The 17,877-nt window shown below is 44.6% G+C and carries 19 protein-coding genes, 2 tRNA genes and 1 other annotated feature; of the genes, 9 read left to right on the top strand and 12 right to left on the bottom strand.

Going from position 1 to position 17,877, the window contains the following annotated elements; all coding sequences use genetic code 11:
* Positions 1–30: 30 nt before the first annotated feature.
* Positions 31–687 (bottom strand): M50 family metallopeptidase, encoded by a 657-nt coding sequence (locus E4663_RS17685; protein WP_135328604.1) that lies wholly within the window; start codon positions 685–687, stop codon positions 31–33.
* A gap of 83 nt (positions 688–770) precedes the next feature.
* Between E4663_RS17685 and modA the strand changes: the two genes are divergently transcribed.
* Genes modA through E4663_RS17665 form a run of 4 tightly spaced genes read left to right on the top strand, consistent with a single transcriptional unit; the run spans position 771 to position 3,442 of the window.
* Entirely contained in the window at positions 771–1,547 is a 777-nt protein-coding gene (gene modA, locus E4663_RS17680; RefSeq protein WP_135328603.1) for a molybdate ABC transporter substrate-binding protein, read from the top strand.
* A 2-nt stretch (positions 1,548–1,549) separates the two neighbouring features.
* Positions 1,550–2,227, top strand: a complete 678-nt coding sequence (modB, locus tag E4663_RS17675) for a molybdate ABC transporter permease subunit (RefSeq protein ID WP_079477463.1) — start codon at positions 1,550–1,552, stop codon at positions 2,225–2,227.
* 16 nt (positions 2,228–2,243) lie between these two features.
* A complete protein-coding gene (locus E4663_RS17670) occupies positions 2,244–2,861 on the top strand; it encodes an ATP-binding cassette domain-containing protein (RefSeq protein ID WP_135328602.1) in 618 nt (205 codons plus the stop codon).
* Positions 2,858–3,442: a VanZ family protein gene (locus E4663_RS17665; protein WP_135328601.1), complete on the top strand. Its 585-nt coding sequence runs from the start codon at positions 2,858–2,860 to the stop codon at positions 3,440–3,442. Before E4663_RS17670 ends, E4663_RS17665 begins: the two co-directional genes overlap by 4 nt.
* Positions 3,443–3,451: 9 nt before the next feature.
* Here the strand turns inward: E4663_RS17665 and E4663_RS17660 are convergent.
* Positions 3,452–3,524: transfer RNA gene (locus E4663_RS17660), tRNA-Arg, on the bottom strand.
* Positions 3,525–3,721: 197 nt separating this feature from the next.
* Here E4663_RS17660 and E4663_RS17655 point away from each other — a divergent pair.
* The 3 genes from E4663_RS17655 (at position 3,722) to E4663_RS17645 (ending at position 5,701) form a co-directional block, all read left to right on the top strand.
* Positions 3,722–4,363, top strand: a complete 642-nt coding sequence (locus tag E4663_RS17655; protein ID WP_079477466.1) for a deoxynucleoside kinase — start codon at positions 3,722–3,724, stop codon at positions 4,361–4,363.
* Positions 4,360–5,043 (top strand): deoxynucleoside kinase, encoded by a 684-nt coding sequence (locus tag E4663_RS17650; RefSeq protein ID WP_079477467.1) that lies wholly within the window; start codon positions 4,360–4,362, stop codon positions 5,041–5,043. Before E4663_RS17655 ends, E4663_RS17650 begins: the two co-directional genes overlap by 4 nt.
* A gap of 88 nt (positions 5,044–5,131) precedes the next feature.
* Positions 5,132–5,701 carry a hypothetical protein gene (locus E4663_RS17645; RefSeq protein ID WP_135328600.1) on the top strand — a complete coding sequence of 190 codons (570 nt, stop codon included), beginning with the start codon at positions 5,132–5,134 and terminating at the stop codon, positions 5,699–5,701.
* Positions 5,702–5,738: 37 nt separating this feature from the next.
* On the opposite strand, the gene E4663_RS17640 is transcribed toward E4663_RS17645, so the two are convergent.
* The 3 genes from E4663_RS17640 to E4663_RS17630 form a co-directional block, all read right to left on the bottom strand.
* Positions 5,739–6,218 (bottom strand): NUDIX hydrolase, encoded by a 480-nt coding sequence (locus E4663_RS17640; protein WP_135328599.1) that lies wholly within the window; start codon positions 6,216–6,218, stop codon positions 5,739–5,741.
* Between the two features lie 11 nt (positions 6,219–6,229).
* Positions 6,230–6,844, bottom strand: a complete 615-nt coding sequence (locus tag E4663_RS17635; RefSeq protein ID WP_135328598.1) for an NAD(P)-dependent oxidoreductase — start codon at positions 6,842–6,844, stop codon at positions 6,230–6,232.
* Between the two features lie 142 nt (positions 6,845–6,986).
* Positions 6,987–8,192 (bottom strand): MFS transporter, encoded by a 1,206-nt coding sequence (locus tag E4663_RS17630; protein ID WP_135328623.1) that lies wholly within the window; start codon positions 8,190–8,192, stop codon positions 6,987–6,989.
* 266 nt (positions 8,193–8,458) lie between these two features.
* Between E4663_RS17630 and E4663_RS17625 the strand changes: the two genes are divergently transcribed.
* Positions 8,459–8,821, top strand: a complete 363-nt coding sequence (locus tag E4663_RS17625; RefSeq protein WP_135328597.1) for a winged helix-turn-helix transcriptional regulator — start codon at positions 8,459–8,461, stop codon at positions 8,819–8,821.
* Positions 8,822–8,941: 120 nt separating this feature from the next.
* Here the strand turns inward: E4663_RS17625 and E4663_RS17620 are convergent.
* From E4663_RS17620 to guaB, 6 genes are all read right to left on the bottom strand, one after another.
* Positions 8,942–9,034: transfer RNA gene (locus E4663_RS17620), tRNA-Ser, on the bottom strand.
* A 302-nt stretch (positions 9,035–9,336) separates the two neighbouring features.
* A complete protein-coding gene (serS, locus tag E4663_RS17615; RefSeq protein WP_079477472.1) occupies positions 9,337–10,611 on the bottom strand; it encodes a serine--tRNA ligase in 1,275 nt (424 codons plus the stop codon).
* 90 nt (positions 10,612–10,701) lie between these two features.
* Positions 10,702–10,924: a binding site (T-box leader), on the bottom strand.
* 39 nt (positions 10,925–10,963) lie between these two features.
* Complete coding sequence (gene pdxT / locus E4663_RS17610; RefSeq protein ID WP_079477473.1) at positions 10,964–11,554, bottom strand: pyridoxal 5'-phosphate synthase glutaminase subunit PdxT; 591 nt, start codon at positions 11,552–11,554, stop codon at positions 10,964–10,966.
* A 90-nt stretch (positions 11,555–11,644) separates the two neighbouring features.
* The gene (gene pdxS / locus E4663_RS17605) at positions 11,645–12,529 is read right to left on the bottom strand and encodes a pyridoxal 5'-phosphate synthase lyase subunit PdxS (protein WP_079477474.1); all 885 of its coding nucleotides are present in this window, start codon (positions 12,527–12,529) and stop codon (positions 11,645–11,647) included.
* 217 nt (positions 12,530–12,746) lie between these two features.
* Positions 12,747–14,075: a serine hydrolase gene (locus E4663_RS17600; RefSeq protein ID WP_241657237.1), complete on the bottom strand. Its 1,329-nt coding sequence runs from the start codon at positions 14,073–14,075 to the stop codon at positions 12,747–12,749.
* A 107-nt stretch (positions 14,076–14,182) separates the two neighbouring features.
* Positions 14,183–15,652: an IMP dehydrogenase gene (gene guaB / locus E4663_RS17595; protein WP_079477475.1), complete on the bottom strand. Its 1,470-nt coding sequence runs from the start codon at positions 15,650–15,652 to the stop codon at positions 14,183–14,185.
* 262 nt (positions 15,653–15,914) lie between these two features.
* Here guaB and E4663_RS17590 point away from each other — a divergent pair, with 262 nt between their 5' ends.
* A complete protein-coding gene (locus E4663_RS17590; RefSeq protein ID WP_135328596.1) occupies positions 15,915–16,631 on the top strand; it encodes a YaaC family protein in 717 nt (238 codons plus the stop codon).
* Between the two features lie 136 nt (positions 16,632–16,767).
* On the opposite strand, the gene E4663_RS17585 is transcribed toward E4663_RS17590, so the two are convergent.
* Positions 16,768–17,868, bottom strand: a complete 1,101-nt coding sequence (locus E4663_RS17585) for an HD-GYP domain-containing protein (protein WP_135328595.1) — start codon at positions 17,866–17,868, stop codon at positions 16,768–16,770.
* Positions 17,869–17,877: the final 9 nt, after the last annotated feature.

The following is a 17,877-nucleotide window of genomic DNA, read 5'->3' as shown; positions in this document are numbered from 1 at the left end:
TGGCCCATGAAGCCATGGCGGAATTGTCCCTTAAACCCTGAAGACTTGCTTGATGGCGAGTAAGGCGAAGTATAGGGATTGAGCAAAGAAAGCAACTCCCCATATCGGCGCTGGGATGAAACGAGTGGCTCTTGATAAATTTGCAGCGTCTCCCGCCTGAAGCGGAGAGACAAAACTGATCCACATGATCTCGAATGCACTCGTGACAGACTCCACGAGAATCAACGATGCGAAAAAGACGAGCGAATATTGGATAAGAGCCGTGTTTCCACTCTTCAACAGGAAGATGAACAAAGCACCAAACGTGACAATCCAGAACAAGCCGTATCCATTCCGAACCCAAAAGATCAGATTAACGGTTAAAAATGCTAATAAAATATAGATCATCCATTTGTACTGCCCTTTTGAAATCAAGTAGAAAAATAGATAACCGAAGAACGAGGCAAATACATACCCGAAAACACTTGTCAGAAAGTGTCCAATCCACGAGGTGTGACCTGTCAATGTTGTTCCTGCTGTATTCGGAAGCAACGAGATTCGACGGACTTCTCCACCTGTAATCAATGCCATTAAAGAATGCCCTGATTCATGGATCATCGTATTTAAAATCGCAAAGTACTTTCCGACTATCGGCATCTGGGTCAACAGTAAAGCTAATATCAGTCCGACAATTACTTGTGTTCTCATGCTTCATGCTCCTTTAATCTTTTACTTCCTTTTTTTGAGACAGTATAATATGATCAATAGCTCGAACGATGGGGAGATATATTATGTTGAAAAGACTAACACCATGGTTCTTCGTGCTACTTTTGCTTGTCAGCTGCTCGAATGAGCAGGAAAAAGAACAAACACTGACAATTTCTGCAGCTGCTAGTCTAACGGATGCCATTGAAGAAATAACGGATATCTACGAACAATCTCACAATCTATCTATTACATTAAATATAGCTGGTTCCGGTCGACTGGCACAACAGATCGAACAAGGAGCGCCTGCCGATGTGTTCCTATCAGCGAACCAAAAGTGGATGGATGAAATGGAAAACAAAACGGTGATCGATCCATCTACACGAATAAATTTCGTGACTAACCGCCTAGTCGTTATCTCTAAAAAAGGAACGGATCCTCTCCCCTCTATTCAATCAATCACTCAACTTGAGAAGAATGAACAGATAGCACTTGGACAACCCGGTAGCGTTCCAGCTGGTACATATACGAAACAGGGACTGGAATCGATTCATCTTTGGGACGATTTAGAAGAAAAAATGGTGTTCGGCAACGACGTGCGCCAGGTGCTTGCCTATGTCGAATCAGGGAATGTTACATACGGATTCGTTTATGGAAGTGATGCCGCATCCTCTGAAAAGGTATCCATCGTATCAGAGTTAGAGGATGACAGTCATGATGCTATTGTGTATCCTGCGGCAGTCGTGAAGGCCAGCGATCACCCTGACTCAGCCCGCGATTTTGTGGATTTTTTACGTTCTGAAGAAGCTCAAAACATTTTTTCCGCCTACGGATTTAAACCTGTTGAAGAAAGAGAAGGATGATTATGAGTTATTCCCCTTTATTTTTATCACTGAAGATCGCAACGATTGCTACCATTATCGTATTCTTACTAGGAGTTCTTTCAGCGAGAATCATTTCCAGACGAATATTTCCCGGGAAAAGTATTGTCGAGTCTGTCCTTTTGCTGCCACTCGTCCTTCCTCCGACAGTCGTCGGGTTCGGGTTGCTTTACCTATTCGGCGTTAATGGTCCGATCGGCCATTGGTTGCTTCTCTTGTTTGACTATAAGGTCGTTTTTACGTGGGTGGCAGCAGTGATTGCTGCGATCGTCGTCTCTTTCCCACTCATGTATCAGAGTGCTTCTGCCGCTTTTCAAAACTATGACCCGAACGTCGAGAATGCTGCTTTGACAATGGGGGCTTCCAAATTCAAAGTATTCTTTACGATATCCCTTCCGCTCGCGTGGCCAGGTCTATTGGCTGGACTTGTCCTCACCTTTGCCCGCGCACTCGGAGAGTTCGGTGCAACGCTCATGATTGCTGGGAACATCCCCGGTGTGACATCGACCATCCCTCTCGCCATCTACTCAGCTGTCGAAGCGGGGCGCATGGAACAAGCTTATACCTGGGTGATCGTCATCATTGCCCTCGGGTTCAGCTCGGTTCTTTGGTTAAATTGGTGGACGAAGCGGAACGTGATGAGTTTTAAGCAAAATTCTTAGAAGGGGGGGCTTAATTATGCTAACAGTAGACATAAAGAAAAAGCTCAAAGCATTCCAACTGGATGCAGGCTTCACGATGAATAATGAAATTGTTGTCTTATTCGGACCCTCCGGATCAGGAAAAACGACAACCTTGAATTGCCTTAGTGGCCTTTCCCACCCTGATGAAGGAAGCATTCAGTTAAGAGGTAGAACGCTTTTTTCTAAGAAACAAAAGCCCGTCCCTGTCCAAAAACGGAATATCGGATACGTTTTTCAAGATTATGCCCTTTTCCCTCATATGACGGTAAGGAACAACATCCTTTACGGAGCCAAAAGTATGGAAGAAGTCGATCAGTTAGTTGATACTCTAGGAATCTCTCACTTACTGGAGGAATATCCCCGCAATATTTCTGGTGGAGAGAAGCAGCGCGTCGCCTTGGCCCGTGCTTTCGCAACAAAACCTGAGCTATTATTGCTAGATGAACCTTTTTCTTCGCTAGATGAAAATGTAAAAAAAGAGTGTCACAACGAATTGCTAAGGCTCCATAAAAAATGGGGAATACCAGTGATTCTCGTCACACATGATCAAGCGGAAGCCAATAAGCTAGCTGATCGTGTCATAGAGATGGAACAAGGGCGAGTGTTGGAATGAAAAAACACATCCTGTACCCTATACTTATCGCTCAGTCCGTCTTTTTGTTACTACTACCATGGATGGGCATGCTTACACGTTATCTACATCCAGCGGCATATCTGATGATCAACTTGGTACTTACACTACTAACGTTCATCTTGTTTGCCTTTGCTTTGCGGATTCGTTACAACGTACGTCCAGTCTTCTTTCATCTAGGTTTCTTAGCGTACAGCTTTTCGATGCTGTTCTTACTGATCATTCGGTCTGGAAGTTTCGGCGCACGGACCGCCAACTGGACTCCGCTTAGAACCATTGAACTGTATGTATATAGCGATATGCCGTTTATGATAAGACTGTATAATTTAGCGGCGAATGTAGGTCTGTTTATTCCGTTTGGCGTATATCTGATGTATGTATGCTCTACATGGAGGGTGCGCATCGGTATATCGGTAGCCGCTATATGGGTGATTGAGACGACTCAATACGTGACAGCGCGTGGGAGTTTGGATATCGATGATTTCATTCTCAATATGATGGGTGTATGTATTGGGTTTATTGTGGCACCAATATTGAAGAAGAGGTTTGTGTGGAGTTCGTGAAGAAATAAGCGCCCCCGGCAGGATTCGAACCTGCGGCACACGGTTTAGGAAACCGATGCTCTATCCCCTGAGCTACGGGGGCAAATGACGTACTTTCCATTATACAAAATTTTGTTATATTTGCCTAGCAAATTCCCCTTTTAAAATCACCCCTTTCCTGTTACTTCATTCTCATGTATGTGATAAAATAGAATTTGTCTGTAAAAAAGTATCGAATTATGTCTTTTTAATATCAAAACACTTACCAAAGTGCACAGGTCTTGTTAAGGAGGAGAAGAGATGGGACACTTACCTTTCATCGCCGTTGAAGGGCCCATTGGGGTTGGGAAAACGTCTCTGTCTAAAAAACTCGCCTCCCAGTTTGATTTTCACTTATTAAAGGAAATCGTTGAGGAGAATCCATTTTTAGGCAAGTTTTATGACAATATTGAAGAATGGAGCTTCCAAACGGAAATGTTCTTCTTATGCAATCGATTCAAGCAATTAGAAGACATCGGCCGTGATTATTTGAAACAAGGGAAGCCGGTTGTAGCGGATTATCACATCTCTAAAAACATGATCTTCGCTCGTCGTACGTTAAGAGAAGATCAGTTCTATAAATATTCTCAGATTTTTGATATCCTGACGAATGATATGCCACGTCCGAATATGGTTGTTTATTTGCATGCGAGCCTCGACACGTTGCTAGAACGTATCCGTATGCGTAATCGCGATGTCGAATCCAATATTCAACCTTCCTATTTGCAACAGCTATCACAGGATTATGAGGAATTCATGAACCAGTTCGAGAGAGAGAATCCGGATATTCCTGTTATTCGATTGAACGGAGATGACCTTGATTTTGTGAAACACCAAGATCACTTAGACCAGATTGTAGATCAAGTTAAGCAGCATTTATATAAAGGAGAAGTTATCAAATGAATGCACGTGAACGCTTTGGAATTCCACATGACAGCGTCATAACGATCGCAGGAACTGTTGGTGTCGGAAAATCCACTATGACGAATGCCCTGGCGGATGCGCTCAATTTCCGCACATCCTTCGAAAAAGTGGATACGAACCCTTACCTCGATAAGTTTTATAACGATTTTGAGCGATGGAGCTTCCATCTGCAAATTTATTTCCTTGCTGAGCGTTTCAAGGAACAGAAGAAAATTTTCGAATATGGCGGCGGCTTTATTCAAGACCGTTCCATTTATGAAGATACAGGCATCTTCGCAAAGATGCACTATGAAAAAGGCACGATGAATGAAACGGATTATGAGACGTATCGTAACTTGTTCGATGCTATGGTAATGACACCATACTTCCCTCATCCCGACCTTCTGATTTATTTGGAAGGATCTTTCGATGACATCGTTGGTCGCATTAAGGAACGCGGCCGTCCGATGGAACAAGAAACACCGATCGAGTATTGGGAAGAGATGTTCAACCGCTATGACAATTGGATTGATAATTTCAATTCGTGTCCTGTCCTACGCCTTAACATCGCCGATTACGATGTCTTGAACAACGAGAAAAGTGTTGAACCGATTCTAGAGAAAATCGGACACTTTATCCAACAATCCCGCAAATGGCGTTCCAGCCGTTTATTAACGTAATGCCCCTCCTGCAGCCAAGTGCTGCAGGATTTTTTATTGTCTTCAATTAAGCGCTTTGACATAATTCAACTAAAGAAAGGTGGAGAATATGAAGGAGAACAAATTAGGTTTTATTCTTTTATTTGGAGCACTTATCGTTTCTTTGTTATTCAACTATCATCTGTTTGATCGTTTACATGAACGACAGGAAGCTGACGGGCGTCTTCTCAAACAAGCTGTCCGGTTCACCCTGATCGATGTAGAAATTATGAATGCAAGTGTCTGGGAGGATGTCATGACGACCGAAGGAAAATATACACGCTTCGAAGTACTCTCAGGTAAGATCAAGCAGCATGAAGGTATGTGGCGGAGCTTGTCTCGTCTAGATGGTTACGGCTATGAAATGGTCGATATATTAAGTAGTTTGTCGACCGATCTTTATGAGATGAAAGAGCATTTGGATCATGACAAAGACATAACTGCTTTGAAAGAAGAGATAGATTTGAAAGTAAATGCTTTAGTAGAAATCCTGTCCTTTGCGGAAGACAATCTGCCAGAGGACGATCCTATTGCCTGGGCAAAAGCATTTAAAACAAGAGGGAACCCGGATTCTGAGATGCGTGAAGTCATTCGTGATCAATACCGCAAAGTGAATACATATAGAGGAAGAAATAATTGAATCAGTTGTGCATCCTATCTAAAAAAGCAAGGTAGACTCATCTACCTTGCTTTTTCACTATCGAACCAAACTCCTTGGCAAAATCATTTACTATTTCACGGTGACTACCGACCATACGCTCGGGAAGACGTTCTAGATCGATGAATTGACATTGAAACCCTTCTTCAAGGTTCACTCTCAACTCCCCTTCGTAATCCGTCGTATAGTAAGCTGCCGTTACGGTATAAAATTGATCCCCATTGGCGGCAACGGTAAAGTGGTCTTTTCCTGAATAGACATTGATCAATTGGAGGTTCTGAACCGTTAGTCCGGTCTCTTCATACACTTCCCGTACCCCTACTTCCTCTGTACTTTCACCGAGTTCCATCAAACCACCAGGCAGCCCCCAAACCCCTTCTGGGTGCGTTCGTTCCTGGAGAAGAACATGCCCTTCCTCGTTTATTAAAAGTACAACGGAGCCTGCTAAAATGACAGGGCGGTGTCCGACCAATGCCCGTAATTCTTCAATATATCCCATACCTATCCCCTTTAGTAAGCGAGTCCTATCGTTTGCTTGACCCATTGATCTTTTTCTAATGCTTCTAATAAAAAGTGAGCGACGTCACTACGATGAATTTCTCTTCCCTTTTTCGGCACTCCGATCTCTTCCGTCCGATATTCACCGGTACGCTCTCCGTTCTTCAACTGCATAGGACGGGCAACAGTAAAGTCGAGATCTGCTGCAATCATTGCATTTACGGCATTTCGGTGATCCTCTAGCACATTTTTTAAAATACGTTGTGACATCCAACCGATCACTCCTGGAATCTCTCGATGAATTCCAGCTGAGGCCACATAGACAATTCGGCTAAGTCCGTGCTTTTGCATGCCGCGTACAATGTTTCCGGTCATGGTAGACAAAGCCGTCGTCTCTTTCAAACTTTCGGACCCTAGGCATGAAGCCACAGCCTCTTGGCCTTCCAATGTTGCTGCGACATCTTCTTCCTTTAGGGCATCGCCTTGTACGATATGTAAGTGTTCATGTTGTAGGGCGAGCTTAGAAGGAGTTCGAACAAAAGCAGTGACCTCATGGCCTGATTCTAATGCTTGTGATACGAATTCGCTTCCTGTTTGACCTGTTGCTCCAAATACAATGATCTTCATATTTATCCCACCTTTTCTACCATTATAACGAGACAGCTCGGAATTCGGTAGGATTACGTATTTTAGGAGGGATAAAGATATGCAAACTACAGGCCGTCACTTATACGTGAAAAAGCCCGGGAGCTCTCCCGGGCTTTCGTTACTACTGTTGTTCGATTTTTCTTAGATAAGCGGTCAATATTACTGCTCCTACTACCATGATACCACCGATATAAGGCGTGTGAATCAATCCGATTGAATCGACAATCAGACCGCCGACAAACGAACCGATAGCAATGCCGACGTTGAATGCGGCAATGTTCAAGGCAGACGCTACGTTGACCGCAGATGGTACATATTTTTCAGCTAAACCTACCACCAGAATTTGCAGCGCTGGTACGTTCATGAATGCGAACAGCCCCATTAGGACAATGACAATGACTCCTAAAACGGTATAGGATACGGTAAAGCTTAAGATGAACAATACAATGGCCTGCAAGATGAACATGTTAAACAAGGCCTTGAGCGGATTCTTATTCGATGCTTTACCGCCGATCGTATTTCCAATCGCAACGGCTAATCCGTAAAGAAGCAAAATGACACTGACAAGACTTGGATCCAGTCCAGTCACTTCCTCAAGTAGAGGAGCTAAATAAGTGAACGCAACGAAGGTTCCGCCGTAGCCTAATGCTGTGATTAAGAACGAAAGCATAATCTGTTTATTTTTCAATATTTTCAGCTGGTCACGGAAAGAAGACGGTGGCGGCTCTTCCAAGTTCTTCGGTACAAGCAACTCACTGGCGATCATACCGATGACACCAAGTAAAGCAACCCCTGCAAACGTGGCTCTCCAACCAAAGGTTTGTCCAATGAAGGTACCGAGTGGCACTCCTGTCACCGTCGCAACCGTCAGACCTGTAAACATAAAGGCGATGGCACTGGCACGCTTATGTTCCGGTACAAGACTCGCGGCAATCGTTGATCCGATTGAGAAGAACAGACCATGAGAGAAAGCCGTCACAAAACGGGCGATCAGAAGTAAACTAAAACTCGTCGACACCGCAGCAATCCCATTTCCTATAATAAAAATAACCATTAATCCTAAAAGCAAGTGCTTGCGGCTGATGTTGTCAGTAAGCGCTGTAAGGACTGGTGCCCCGAACGCAACGCCTATGGCATATCCTGAAATCAATAACCCTGCTAACGTAATCGAAATAGATAAATCTCCTGAAATAGCAGACAAAAAACCGACAGGAACGAATTCTGTCGTTTCAATTCCGAACGCACTAATAGCTAGTGCGAGTAAAGCGAACTTATTCCCTTTATTTTCAACTGATGCTTGATGAACAGCTTGGCTTTGAGTACTCATCATTCATCGACCTCCTTGTGTTCTTAGTCCGATCGAACGGCGCCTTTCGATCGCAACTATCATTATGCACCCGTACAAGGAGTTCTGGAAGTACGCACTTTATTGTGCTATAGGCACCACAAAGTAACTATTTCGTCATTGCAGGGATTAGGAGCACAAAAAAATCCAAGAAAATTTCATTGAACGAGCAGATTGGTGGTAAAAGCTAAGTGTACGTGCTAATTTGATGAATAGAAAAGTGCGAACCCTGAGGAGGTGTCGACCATATGGCTAAATACAATATTCCTGTGGAAGCTGCACTAGAGGTCATCGGTGGCAAATGGAAAGTCGTCATCTTATGTCATTTGATTGAAGATAAACAAAGAACTTGTGAACTCAAACAATTAATGCCTGGTATCACCCAGAAGATGCTGACTCAGCAGTTGCGTGAGTTGGAGGAAGACGGAGTGATCAACCGGATTGTATATAACCAAGTCCCACCAAAAGTCGAATATGAACTGACGGATTACGGATGGACACTGAAGGGTGCTCTCGATATGCTTTGTGCATGGGGCGAGCGCCATATTGAAAAGACGTACCCGAATAAAGAGGACGTACTAGTGAAGGTGGAAAAACCCGAGATCGTCTAAACGAAAGCCCCCTGCAATAGGCAGAGGGCTTTTTTTGAGCATAAAAAAATCGTTACAATGAAGTAACGATTTTTGTTCTATAAATCTCCAATATTTATGCGCTATTGTTGAAATAATAAATGGCGGAGGAGGAGGGATTCGAACCCCCGCGGGGCGTTAACCCCCTGGCGGTTTTCAAGACCGCTCTCTTCAGCCAAACTTGAGTACTCCTCCGTGTGACCGACAAGTAATATAATATCACGCTTGTCTTAGCTCGTCAATGTTTTGTTGAAATTTTTTATGAAGATTTTCGACACAACCTGACGTGTTTTTTTCCACTTCGTCATTATATCTAAACAGAGAGGGGACAGTCAAGCCTGTTTGAGTGATTAATGAGTGGGTTCGTGGATTACTTCATTATGATCGTTGATGCTAAGTCGGAATCGGTGATACTTACATCGATTCCGTTGTCATACTATGGGTTTCGTTGATAAAGAAAAAACCTCAGGGAGTCTGTCTCCCTGAGGTTTCACTATTTACTTAATGACTTCTTTCCCACCCATGTAAGGGCGAAGAACTTCTGGTACCACAAGAGATCCGTCTTCTTGCTGGTAGTTCTCTAAAATCGCAGCGACTGTACGACCGATCGCAAGACCAGATCCGTTCAATGTGTGAACGAATTCCGGCTTTCCTTTTTCTTCGCGACGGAAGCGGATGCCTGCACGACGAGCTTGAAAATCTTCGAAGTTAGAGCAAGAGCTGATCTCACGGTACGTATCTTGGCTCGGGATCCATACTTCGATATCGTATTTCTTCGCAGCTGTAAAACCAAGATCTGCTGTGCACATGCTCATGACACGGTACGGAAGCTCAAGCAGCTGTAGAACTTTCTCTGCATGGCCCGTCAACTCTTCCAATACATCGTAAGACTCTTCCGGTTTCGCCAACTGGACAAGTTCGACTTTGTTGAACTGGTGCTGACGGATAAGACCACGAGTGTCACGTCCGGCAGATCCTGCTTCAGAGCGGAAGTTCGTGCTGAAGGCAGCGAATTTCTTAGGTAAGTCATCACCAGTCAGTATTTCTTCGCGGTGATAGTTCGTCACAGGAACTTCTGCTGTCGGTACGAGGAAGTACTCCCATCCTTCGATTTTGAAGGCATCCTCTTCGAATTTAGGAAGTTGACCAGTGCCTGTCATCGCATCACGATTGACCATTTGCGGTGTCAGCATTTCTTCATATCCATGCTCGTCTGCGTGAAGGTCCATCATGAAGTTCAGAAGGGCACGCTCTAGACGAGCACCAAGACCTTTATAAAATACGAAACGGCTGCCTGTCACTTTAGAAGCACGCTCAAAGTCTAGAAGACCTAGGTCCGTTGCTACATCCCAGTGCGGTTTTGGTTCAAAAGCGAACTTTGGTGCTTCTCCCCACGTACGGGCTACCACGTTATCGTCTTCGTCTCCCCCAACTGGAACGCTGTCGTGTGGGATATTAGGGATAGATAGAAGCATCGTTTCCAGCTTCTCTTCTACTTCTTTAAGCTCGCTATCAAGCGTCTTGATACGATCGCCGACTTCGCGCATTTCTTTGATCTTATCATCTGCATCTTCTTTAGCTTTCTTCAGTTGAGAAATCTCTTTAGATACCTCGTTACGACGCGCTTTCAGTTCTTCTGTTTCTTGGATCAATTCACGGCGACGGCTGTCTAAGTCACCGAAGGCGTCCAAATCAGATAGGTCTTCCCCACGGTGCTTCAACTTCTCTTTGACTTCGGTAAAGTTTTGACGCAAATATTTCATGTCTAACATCTTCTATTCCTCCTTTAGTAATACAAGGTGCGAGGCGCCTGGTGGGATAGTCGGAAGCATTTATAACAAAAAAACTCCCGCCCCTTTCGAAAAAGGGACGAGAGCTTTGGTTTATGCTTCCCGCGATACCACCCAGGTTGAAGGTACACGTGACCTTCCGGCTTATCTCATAACGGTGAGGCGCCGGTCTGACTTCCTTGCGTACCGTCAGACACTCAAGGATGGATTCACAAGATCCTTTCATCAGTTCACACCAGCCACTGACTCTCTTTAGCAAAGGATGCTTGTTACTAGTTCCTATCATCGCGTTTAAGTTTGTTGTTTGTGTGACATAAGATTAGCGGAAAATAAATTATAATGCAAGGCTTTTCTTAGATTCTTCCACCATTTTTACAAAATGAGCCGTAATCCGGTGGTCATCTGTAAGCTCTGGATGGAACGAGCAAGCCAAGTAGTGACCTTGCTGGGCTGCTACGATATGGCCATCATAACGGGCTAGTACTTTCGCATCTTCTCCTACATCTTCTACATACGGAGCACGGATGAAGACCGCATTAAAGTCGTCTGCAACGCCTTCGATATTCAAGGATGCTTCGAAACTGTCGCGCTGACGACCGAATGCGTTCCGACGCACTTTGATATCCATGACACCTAAATGCACATCATAAGAGCCGTCGATTTCGGACGCTAACAATATAAGTCCAGCACACGTACCGAAGATCGGCTTTCCGGACTTTCCGAACTGACGAATCGGCTCTAGAAAATCGTATTTATCAATAAGGCGACGCATCGTCGTGCTTTCGCCTCCAGGAATGATCAGACCATCGATTTCGTCCAACTGTTCTTTTTTCTTAACTACGACGCCTTTAGCACCTGTAGCTTCAACAGAACGAACATGCTCACGAAATGCTCCTTGCAGTCCTAATACACCGATTGTTGTCATGATGCATGTCTCCTTTTCTAAAACCTATAACGAGGGCGACTCGTCCAAAAACGGTCGCCACTTCGTCTTATCATTCTCTTTACTGAAAGATTACTCAGAACGCTCTTGCATACGTTGGTCGCCTGTAAGAGTGGACATTTCCATCCCTTTCATCGCTGTACCAAGGTCTTTGGAAAGTTCGCCGATCAGCTTGTAATCGTCATAGTGCGTTGTAGCTTCTACAATCGCACGAGCGAATTTCGCTGGGTTTTTGGACTTGAAGATTCCAGAACCGACGAATACGCCGTCTGCTCCAAGCTCCATCATAAGGGCAGCGTCCGCTGGTGTTGCGATACCACCTGCTGCGAAGTTCACGACTGGAAGACGTCCTTCTTCACGGATTTCCATGAGAAGATCAAATGGAGCCGCGTGATCACGGGCGAATACCATCACTTCGTCTTCGGAAAGGTTTTGAAGCTGACGGATTTCTGCGTTGATCTGACGCATGTGACGTACTGCTTCTACGATGTTACCTGTTCCAGGTTCGCCTTTCGTACGTAGCATAGACGCTCCTTCACGAATACGACGAGCCGCTTCGCCGATGTTACGGCAACCACATACGAATGGTACGGTATATTCATCTTTTTTGATGTGATAAATCTCGTCTGCTGGCGTAAGCACTTCACTTTCGTCGATGTAGTCGACACCCATAGCTTCTAGTACGCGTGCTTCTGTAATGTGACCAATGCGCGCTTTCGCCATTACCGGAATGGATACAGCGTTCATGACTTCTTCTGTGATGCTTGGGTCCGCCATACGAGCGACACCGCCTGCTGCACGGATATCCGCTGGTACTCGCTCAAGTGCCATAACCGCTACAGCACCTGCTTCTTCCGCAATCTTTGCTTGTTCTGCGTTGACAACGTCCATGATAACGCCGCCTTTTTGCATTTCAGCCATTCCACGTTTTACTCGATCAGTACCTGTTTGAGACATAATATTTTTCCTCCCTATCCTTCGCTCTATCTTATTAAGCTCTTAATTTCAAAGTTTTCACTTATCCTTTATTGTAACGCATCATGGAGGTAAATCCTACTGATTTTCTTGGATAATAAACGAATTATGTTTACTAGTTGAAGAACCTTAGATATAGAAAAAGCGGGGAGGGTTCATCCCTCTCCCCACTTATTCTAACCCAAAACGATGGTTCGGATTAGAACCAGCCTTTCACCATATCAACAGCGCCTGTGAAAATATCACTGAAGAATTCGCCGACGTTACCGAGCATCAGCATGAACCAGTTCGATTTTTCTACAGCAGACATTGTGACGATATCTACACCTTGTGCATTCTCACCCATCAAGTTGCCGTAGTTCTCTTCACCACTATAAACCAAGTGAGCTGTTCCGACTTTCTGGCCATTTTCAATCGGGGCTACAAGGTTTCCTTCTTCATCGAGGTTTTCCTCGTTGATCTTATATTCAATCGAATATTGATCGTTCTCACCCTTACGGATTACCTCTTCGAGTGCTGCGTTTGTTTGGATTTGTACACTGTCTTCTTTCCCTTTTGCAACGGAGAGTTGTTTCTGGTCATCCATTTGGTAGCCAGATGCGTACAATTCTTGTTTCTCAAATTGTTTGAAACCGTAATCGAATAACTGCTCCGTTTCTTGGAAGCGGGATTCACGTGTTTCCGATTTCATCACGACGGAGATGAGACGACGGCCATCACGAGAAGCTGTTCCTGTAAAGCAGTTTCCGGCGAGTTCTGTATAGCCGGTTTTTAGCCCGTCTACCCCATCATAACTGAATTGAGAGAGTTGTCCCGGGATATCTGGAAGCATCCAGTTCCAGTTCGTAATCGTCTGTCCATCAAATTCTGTCTGCGCTATGCTTGAATACTCAAGCGCTTCTGGGTAGTCATTTGTCAGGTGATAAGCTAGCATCGCAGCCGAACGGGCGGACATCAAGTTTGTCGCATCCGGTGCCGTACCTTCTGGATAGTTGTCACCTAAGTGGCTGTTGTTCAATCCGGTCGCATTCACAAACTCATAGTCTGGAAGACCCATTTCAGCCGCTTTTTCGTTCATCATTTTGACAAATTCGCCTTCTGTTCCTGCAACCATTTCTGCTAGAGCAATCGTCGTCGCATTATCTGAGTTGATTGCCATCGCTTTATAAAGTTGTTCTACTGTGTAATCTTTATTTTGAGTAAGACCGACACCGGAGAAATTCGCATTAGCCGAGATTCCGTACGGATAGTCACTGATTTGTGTTGTCGTGTCCCAGCTGATTTTGCCTTCATCTATCGCTTCTAACACTAAGTACTCTGTCATCATTTTTGTCATACTTGCTGGAGGTAGGGTTAAATCTGCCTCTTTTTCGAATAAAACCTTTCCTGTCTCAGCATCAACCAAAATCGCTGATTTCGCGCCGACATCTACGGCTGCGTATGTACGATCAGGATTAACAAATACAGAAGTCATACTTAGAAGAAATACCATTGTTATGGCTACTGATGCTTTCAATCGTTGTATCAACTTTCTCAACCTCCACCCTGTAAATTATGCATCTCTATTATTTTATCACATGGTTTCACAAAAAAATAGACAGGGAAAAGTCCCTGTCTATGGTTCATTTAAGAGGGTCAAACGGAGTAGTTTGGCGACTCTTTCGTAATTTGAACGTCATGGGGGTGACTCTCACGCAAACCGGCATTGGTAATGCGGGTGAACACTGCATCATTGCGAAGGGCATCGATGGTTGCTGTTCCGCAATATCCCATTCCAGAACGAAGTCCCCCTAGCATTTGGTGGATCGAATCAGCCAATGGACCTTTGTATGGCATACGACCTTCGATTCCCTCTGGCACAAGCTTTTTCGACTCTGATTCGTTTTGGAAGTAACGGTCTTTCGAGCCAGATTCCATTGCACTGACAGAGCCCATTCCTCTATAAACCTTGAAACGGCGTCCTTGGAAGATCTCTGTCTCACCAGGACTTTCCGATACACCAGCTAACAGGCTACCGACCATGACAGCATGTCCGCCAGCAGCAATCGCTTTGACGATATCTCCAGAGTACTTAATTCCTCCATCAGCAATGATCGTCTTTCCATGTTTCTCTGCTTCTTGTGCACAATCAAATACAGCGGTGATTTGTGGTACACCGACACCTGCTACGACACGTGTCGTACAGATCGACCCTGGTCCAATACCGACTTTGACAATGTCAGCACCTGCTTCGATCAGTTCGCGAGTAGCTTCCGGTGTTCCCACGTTACCTGCAATAATGTTCACTTCCGGATACTTGCTTCGGATACGGCCCACTTGATCTACGACACCTTGAGAGTGACCGTGTGCTGTATCGACGACAAGTGCGTCCACACCAGCTTCTACTAGTTTATCGATACGAGTCATCGCATCAGCCGTCACGCCGACAGCTGCAGCTACAAGAAGACGACCTTGTGCGTCTTTTGCTGAATTCGGGAATTCGATGACTTTTTCAATATCTTTAATGGTGATCAGCCCTTTTAGGACCCCTTGATTATCAACGAGAGGAAGCTTTTCGATTCGGTACTGCTGTAGAATCTTCTCTGCTTCATTCAATGTTGTACCAACAGGAGCAGTCACGAGGTTCTCACTTGTCATGACAGCACTGATTCTCATCGAATAATCTTCAATGAAGCGCAAGTCACGATTCGTGATAATTCCTACGAGAATACGTTCTTCCGTGTTGTTTACAATCGGAACACCGGAAATACGGAATTTGCCCATTAAGTGCTCCGCATCAAATACTTGATGGTCGGGTGTTAAGAAAAATGGGTTGGTGATGACACCACTTTCCGAACGTTTCACACGATCCACATGCTCTGCTTGGTCTTCAATAGACATGTTTTTGTGCACGACGCCGAGACCGCCTTGGCGCGCCATCCCAATAGCCATACTTGCTTCTGTCACGGTATCCATTCCTGCACTAATAATCGGCATGTTCAACTTCAAGCTTGGAGACAACTCTGTTGATAATGATACATCACGTGGTAATACATCTGACTTGGCTGGCATTAACAACACATCATCAAACGTCAGGCTTTCTTTGGCAAACTTATCTTCTCGCATGCTTCAACTCTCCTTCTTTTCAAATAGTTTCGGGTAAAGGTGGGTAACCTAACTTAAAAGATGCAAGGGACCTATAAAGATACATCAGAAAAAGGAAAACGATTGAAGGGATCGTCCTTTCCAACATGATTCCATCGACATCATACGTAAGTCAGCTTTTCTTATTGTTATTTACAATACGACAACAACAAGGCTTTTTCAACCTAAAAAATCAATCGATTCGACAGAAACTTTAATTGGAAAAGAAAGGAGGAGAACCGATTTGAATGAGTCGACCATTCTTACTTATTTGCAAGTCACATCACACACCAGACCTTTTTTGAAGAAGTGCTACGACAAACAAGAACACCCTAAGTCCGATCACCATGCCTATCAGAACGCAGAACGATTCATTCATGGACTGATATTGGGGGAGGATTTCTGGAAGGCCGCTGCCTCCACGTCTTTAAGCGTACAGCCGCTTCTGTATTATTACGGCCTGAACCATATGATCAAGAGCTGTCTCCTGACAGTAGACCCAGGTTATCCAGCCACTGCTAAAGTGCTTGCCCACGGCCTATCCACTAGAAAGCGTAAGAAACAACACTACCGCTTCCTCGAGGATGATATCCGCATCCAGCCTCACGGTCTCTTTCCTTATGCTTCCTGGCATTTGTTCGGATTTCAGTCTGCCCAAGAAAAGATTTCCATGGATGAGTTACTACGTCCGCTTCCGACTATGCAGGACTTGTACGGTCTGAAGGGGACATCCTTTTCGAAAACGGAAGAGGAATGGCCAGCCTTGATGACTTATTTCGCCGTCTTATACAACTTGAGTATGCTTGTGCGATATGAAGGGGAGTGGTGGGGGGAAATGCAGCAAATGCGGGACCGGGATGACTATGTATTCATCGTTCACTTCCTACGTTCGGCTGCTGTTGAGATTCCGACATTGGTCTCCTCCTGGTTAGAGAACCAGTTCACCTCTCTACCAGAATAGGTGACATACCAGGTCTGTAAAAAAATGCGAACCTTTATTCCAACACCGATTATAGCTAAGAGAACCGACAATACTATCTCGACAAACTAAAAGGAACTTCCCATTTGGAAGTTCCTCTAAAGTTCATATACGTTAGTCAATCCAGCACCTCTTCGATATACAGATCATGATGGTCCCTTAAAGCGTAGATAGATTGATCTTCTAACTGCACCATCGGTCTTGTCGGATGTGAAGATTCTACGAAAACAATTGCAGCCTTCTGGTTGTTGGACAATTTGACTTTTGTGCCTTGTGAATAGTTCGTCATCTCTTTAATGAAAGCTTGGACGACGGTATGGTCAAAGCGACCGAATTGTTCTTTTTGGATTTCTTCCAACACACGGAATGGTGAATGCTTCTTGCGGTAAGCACGTTCTGATGTCATGGCATGGTACATGTCACTGACCGCAATGATTTGGCTGTAGCTATGGATTTTCCCCTGTTGCAGACCAAGCGGATAGCCGCTCCCGTCCAGACGTTCATGGTGCTGCAAGATCGCTAGCTTCGCATTTTGAGTCAACAGAGGGGTTTTTTCTACGTAACGGTAAGAATAAGTCGGATGTTTGCGGATTTGATTAAATTCTTCTTCTCTCAAAGCCCCCGTCTTATTTATGATTCTTGCTTCAACCTTCGCCATTCCACTGTCACTCAGTACACCAGCCAATCCGATTTGAATCCAGTCTCCATAACTGTAATTCATCTTAGATGCGATATAACCGGATAGAAGCCCGACTGCTACGCTGTGATGATAATAGTAATCGTCTTTTGAGGAAAAGTGGTGGAGTAAGAACACGTCGCGATTAGACTGAGCAGCGCGCTCTAATAATGGAACCATGACCTTTCGGACTGCTGAAATATCTACCGGTGTGCCACCACGCCAATCTTCGAACCATTTCTTATAGGCCTGCACCGCTTCTAGATACTGTTCTTGGAAGGACAACGTACTTAGGGATTCCTGACTTTCTTGCTTCTTGTGTTCTTCCACCTCGTTATACTCTATGCTTTCCTCTGGAATAAACGGAGACCCATCAGACAGTCGATTGGCTACTTCAACTACCCCAACTTTAAATTGGTTTAAAACCCGCATATGTATAGGATGTACTACAGTATTTTTAGGTATGATCGGACGATTTGTTTTTCCCATAACGTCCTGAATGATCATACAACCTGCGACAACTTGTGAGGGATGCACCTTCACATTCGTTCA

This window comes from Halobacillus salinus (assembly GCF_004684905.1).
GTDB lineage: Bacteria > Bacillota > Bacilli > Bacillales > Halobacillaceae > Halobacillus > Halobacillus salinus.
This window is presented reverse-complemented; position numbering and strand designations above follow the sequence as displayed.

Excerpts from the sequence above, each read along its gene's own strand:
- pdxS (WP_079477474.1), bottom strand. The coding sequence starts at position 12,529 with ATGTCTCAAACAGGTACTGATCGAGTAAAACGTGGAATGGCTGAAATG.
- E4663_RS17640 (WP_135328599.1), bottom strand. The coding sequence starts at position 6,218 with ATGGGATATATTGAAGAATTACGGGCATTGGTCGGACACCGCCCTGTC.
- E4663_RS17670 (WP_135328602.1), top strand. The coding sequence starts at position 2,244 with ATGCTAACAGTAGACATAAAGAAAAAGCTCAAAGCATTCCAACTGGAT.
- guaB (WP_079477475.1), bottom strand. The coding sequence starts at position 15,652 with ATGCGAGAAGATAAGTTTGCCAAAGAAAGCCTGACGTTTGATGATGTG.
- E4663_RS17655 (WP_079477466.1), top strand. The coding sequence starts at position 3,722 with ATGGGACACTTACCTTTCATCGCCGTTGAAGGGCCCATTGGGGTTGGG.
- E4663_RS17650 (WP_079477467.1), top strand. The coding sequence starts at position 4,360 with ATGAATGCACGTGAACGCTTTGGAATTCCACATGACAGCGTCATAACG.
- E4663_RS17625 (WP_135328597.1), top strand. The coding sequence starts at position 8,459 with ATGGCTAAATACAATATTCCTGTGGAAGCTGCACTAGAGGTCATCGGT.
- E4663_RS17630 (WP_135328623.1), bottom strand. The coding sequence starts at position 8,192 with ATGAGTACTCAAAGCCAAGCTGTTCATCAAGCATCAGTTGAAAATAAA.
- serS (WP_079477472.1), bottom strand. The coding sequence starts at position 10,611 with ATGTTAGACATGAAATATTTGCGTCAAAACTTTACCGAAGTCAAAGAG.
- pdxT (WP_079477473.1), bottom strand. The coding sequence starts at position 11,554 with ATGACAACAATCGGTGTATTAGGACTGCAAGGAGCATTTCGTGAGCAT.
- E4663_RS17635 (WP_135328598.1), bottom strand. The coding sequence starts at position 6,844 with ATGAAGATCATTGTATTTGGAGCAACAGGTCAAACAGGAAGCGAATTC.
- E4663_RS17665 (WP_135328601.1), top strand. The coding sequence starts at position 2,858 with ATGAAAAAACACATCCTGTACCCTATACTTATCGCTCAGTCCGTCTTT.
- E4663_RS17645 (WP_135328600.1), top strand. The coding sequence starts at position 5,132 with ATGAAGGAGAACAAATTAGGTTTTATTCTTTTATTTGGAGCACTTATC.
- E4663_RS17685 (WP_135328604.1), bottom strand. The coding sequence starts at position 687 with ATGAGAACACAAGTAATTGTCGGACTGATATTAGCTTTACTGTTGACC.
- modB (WP_079477463.1), top strand. The coding sequence starts at position 1,550 with ATGAGTTATTCCCCTTTATTTTTATCACTGAAGATCGCAACGATTGCT.
- modA (WP_135328603.1), top strand. The coding sequence starts at position 771 with ATGTTGAAAAGACTAACACCATGGTTCTTCGTGCTACTTTTGCTTGTC.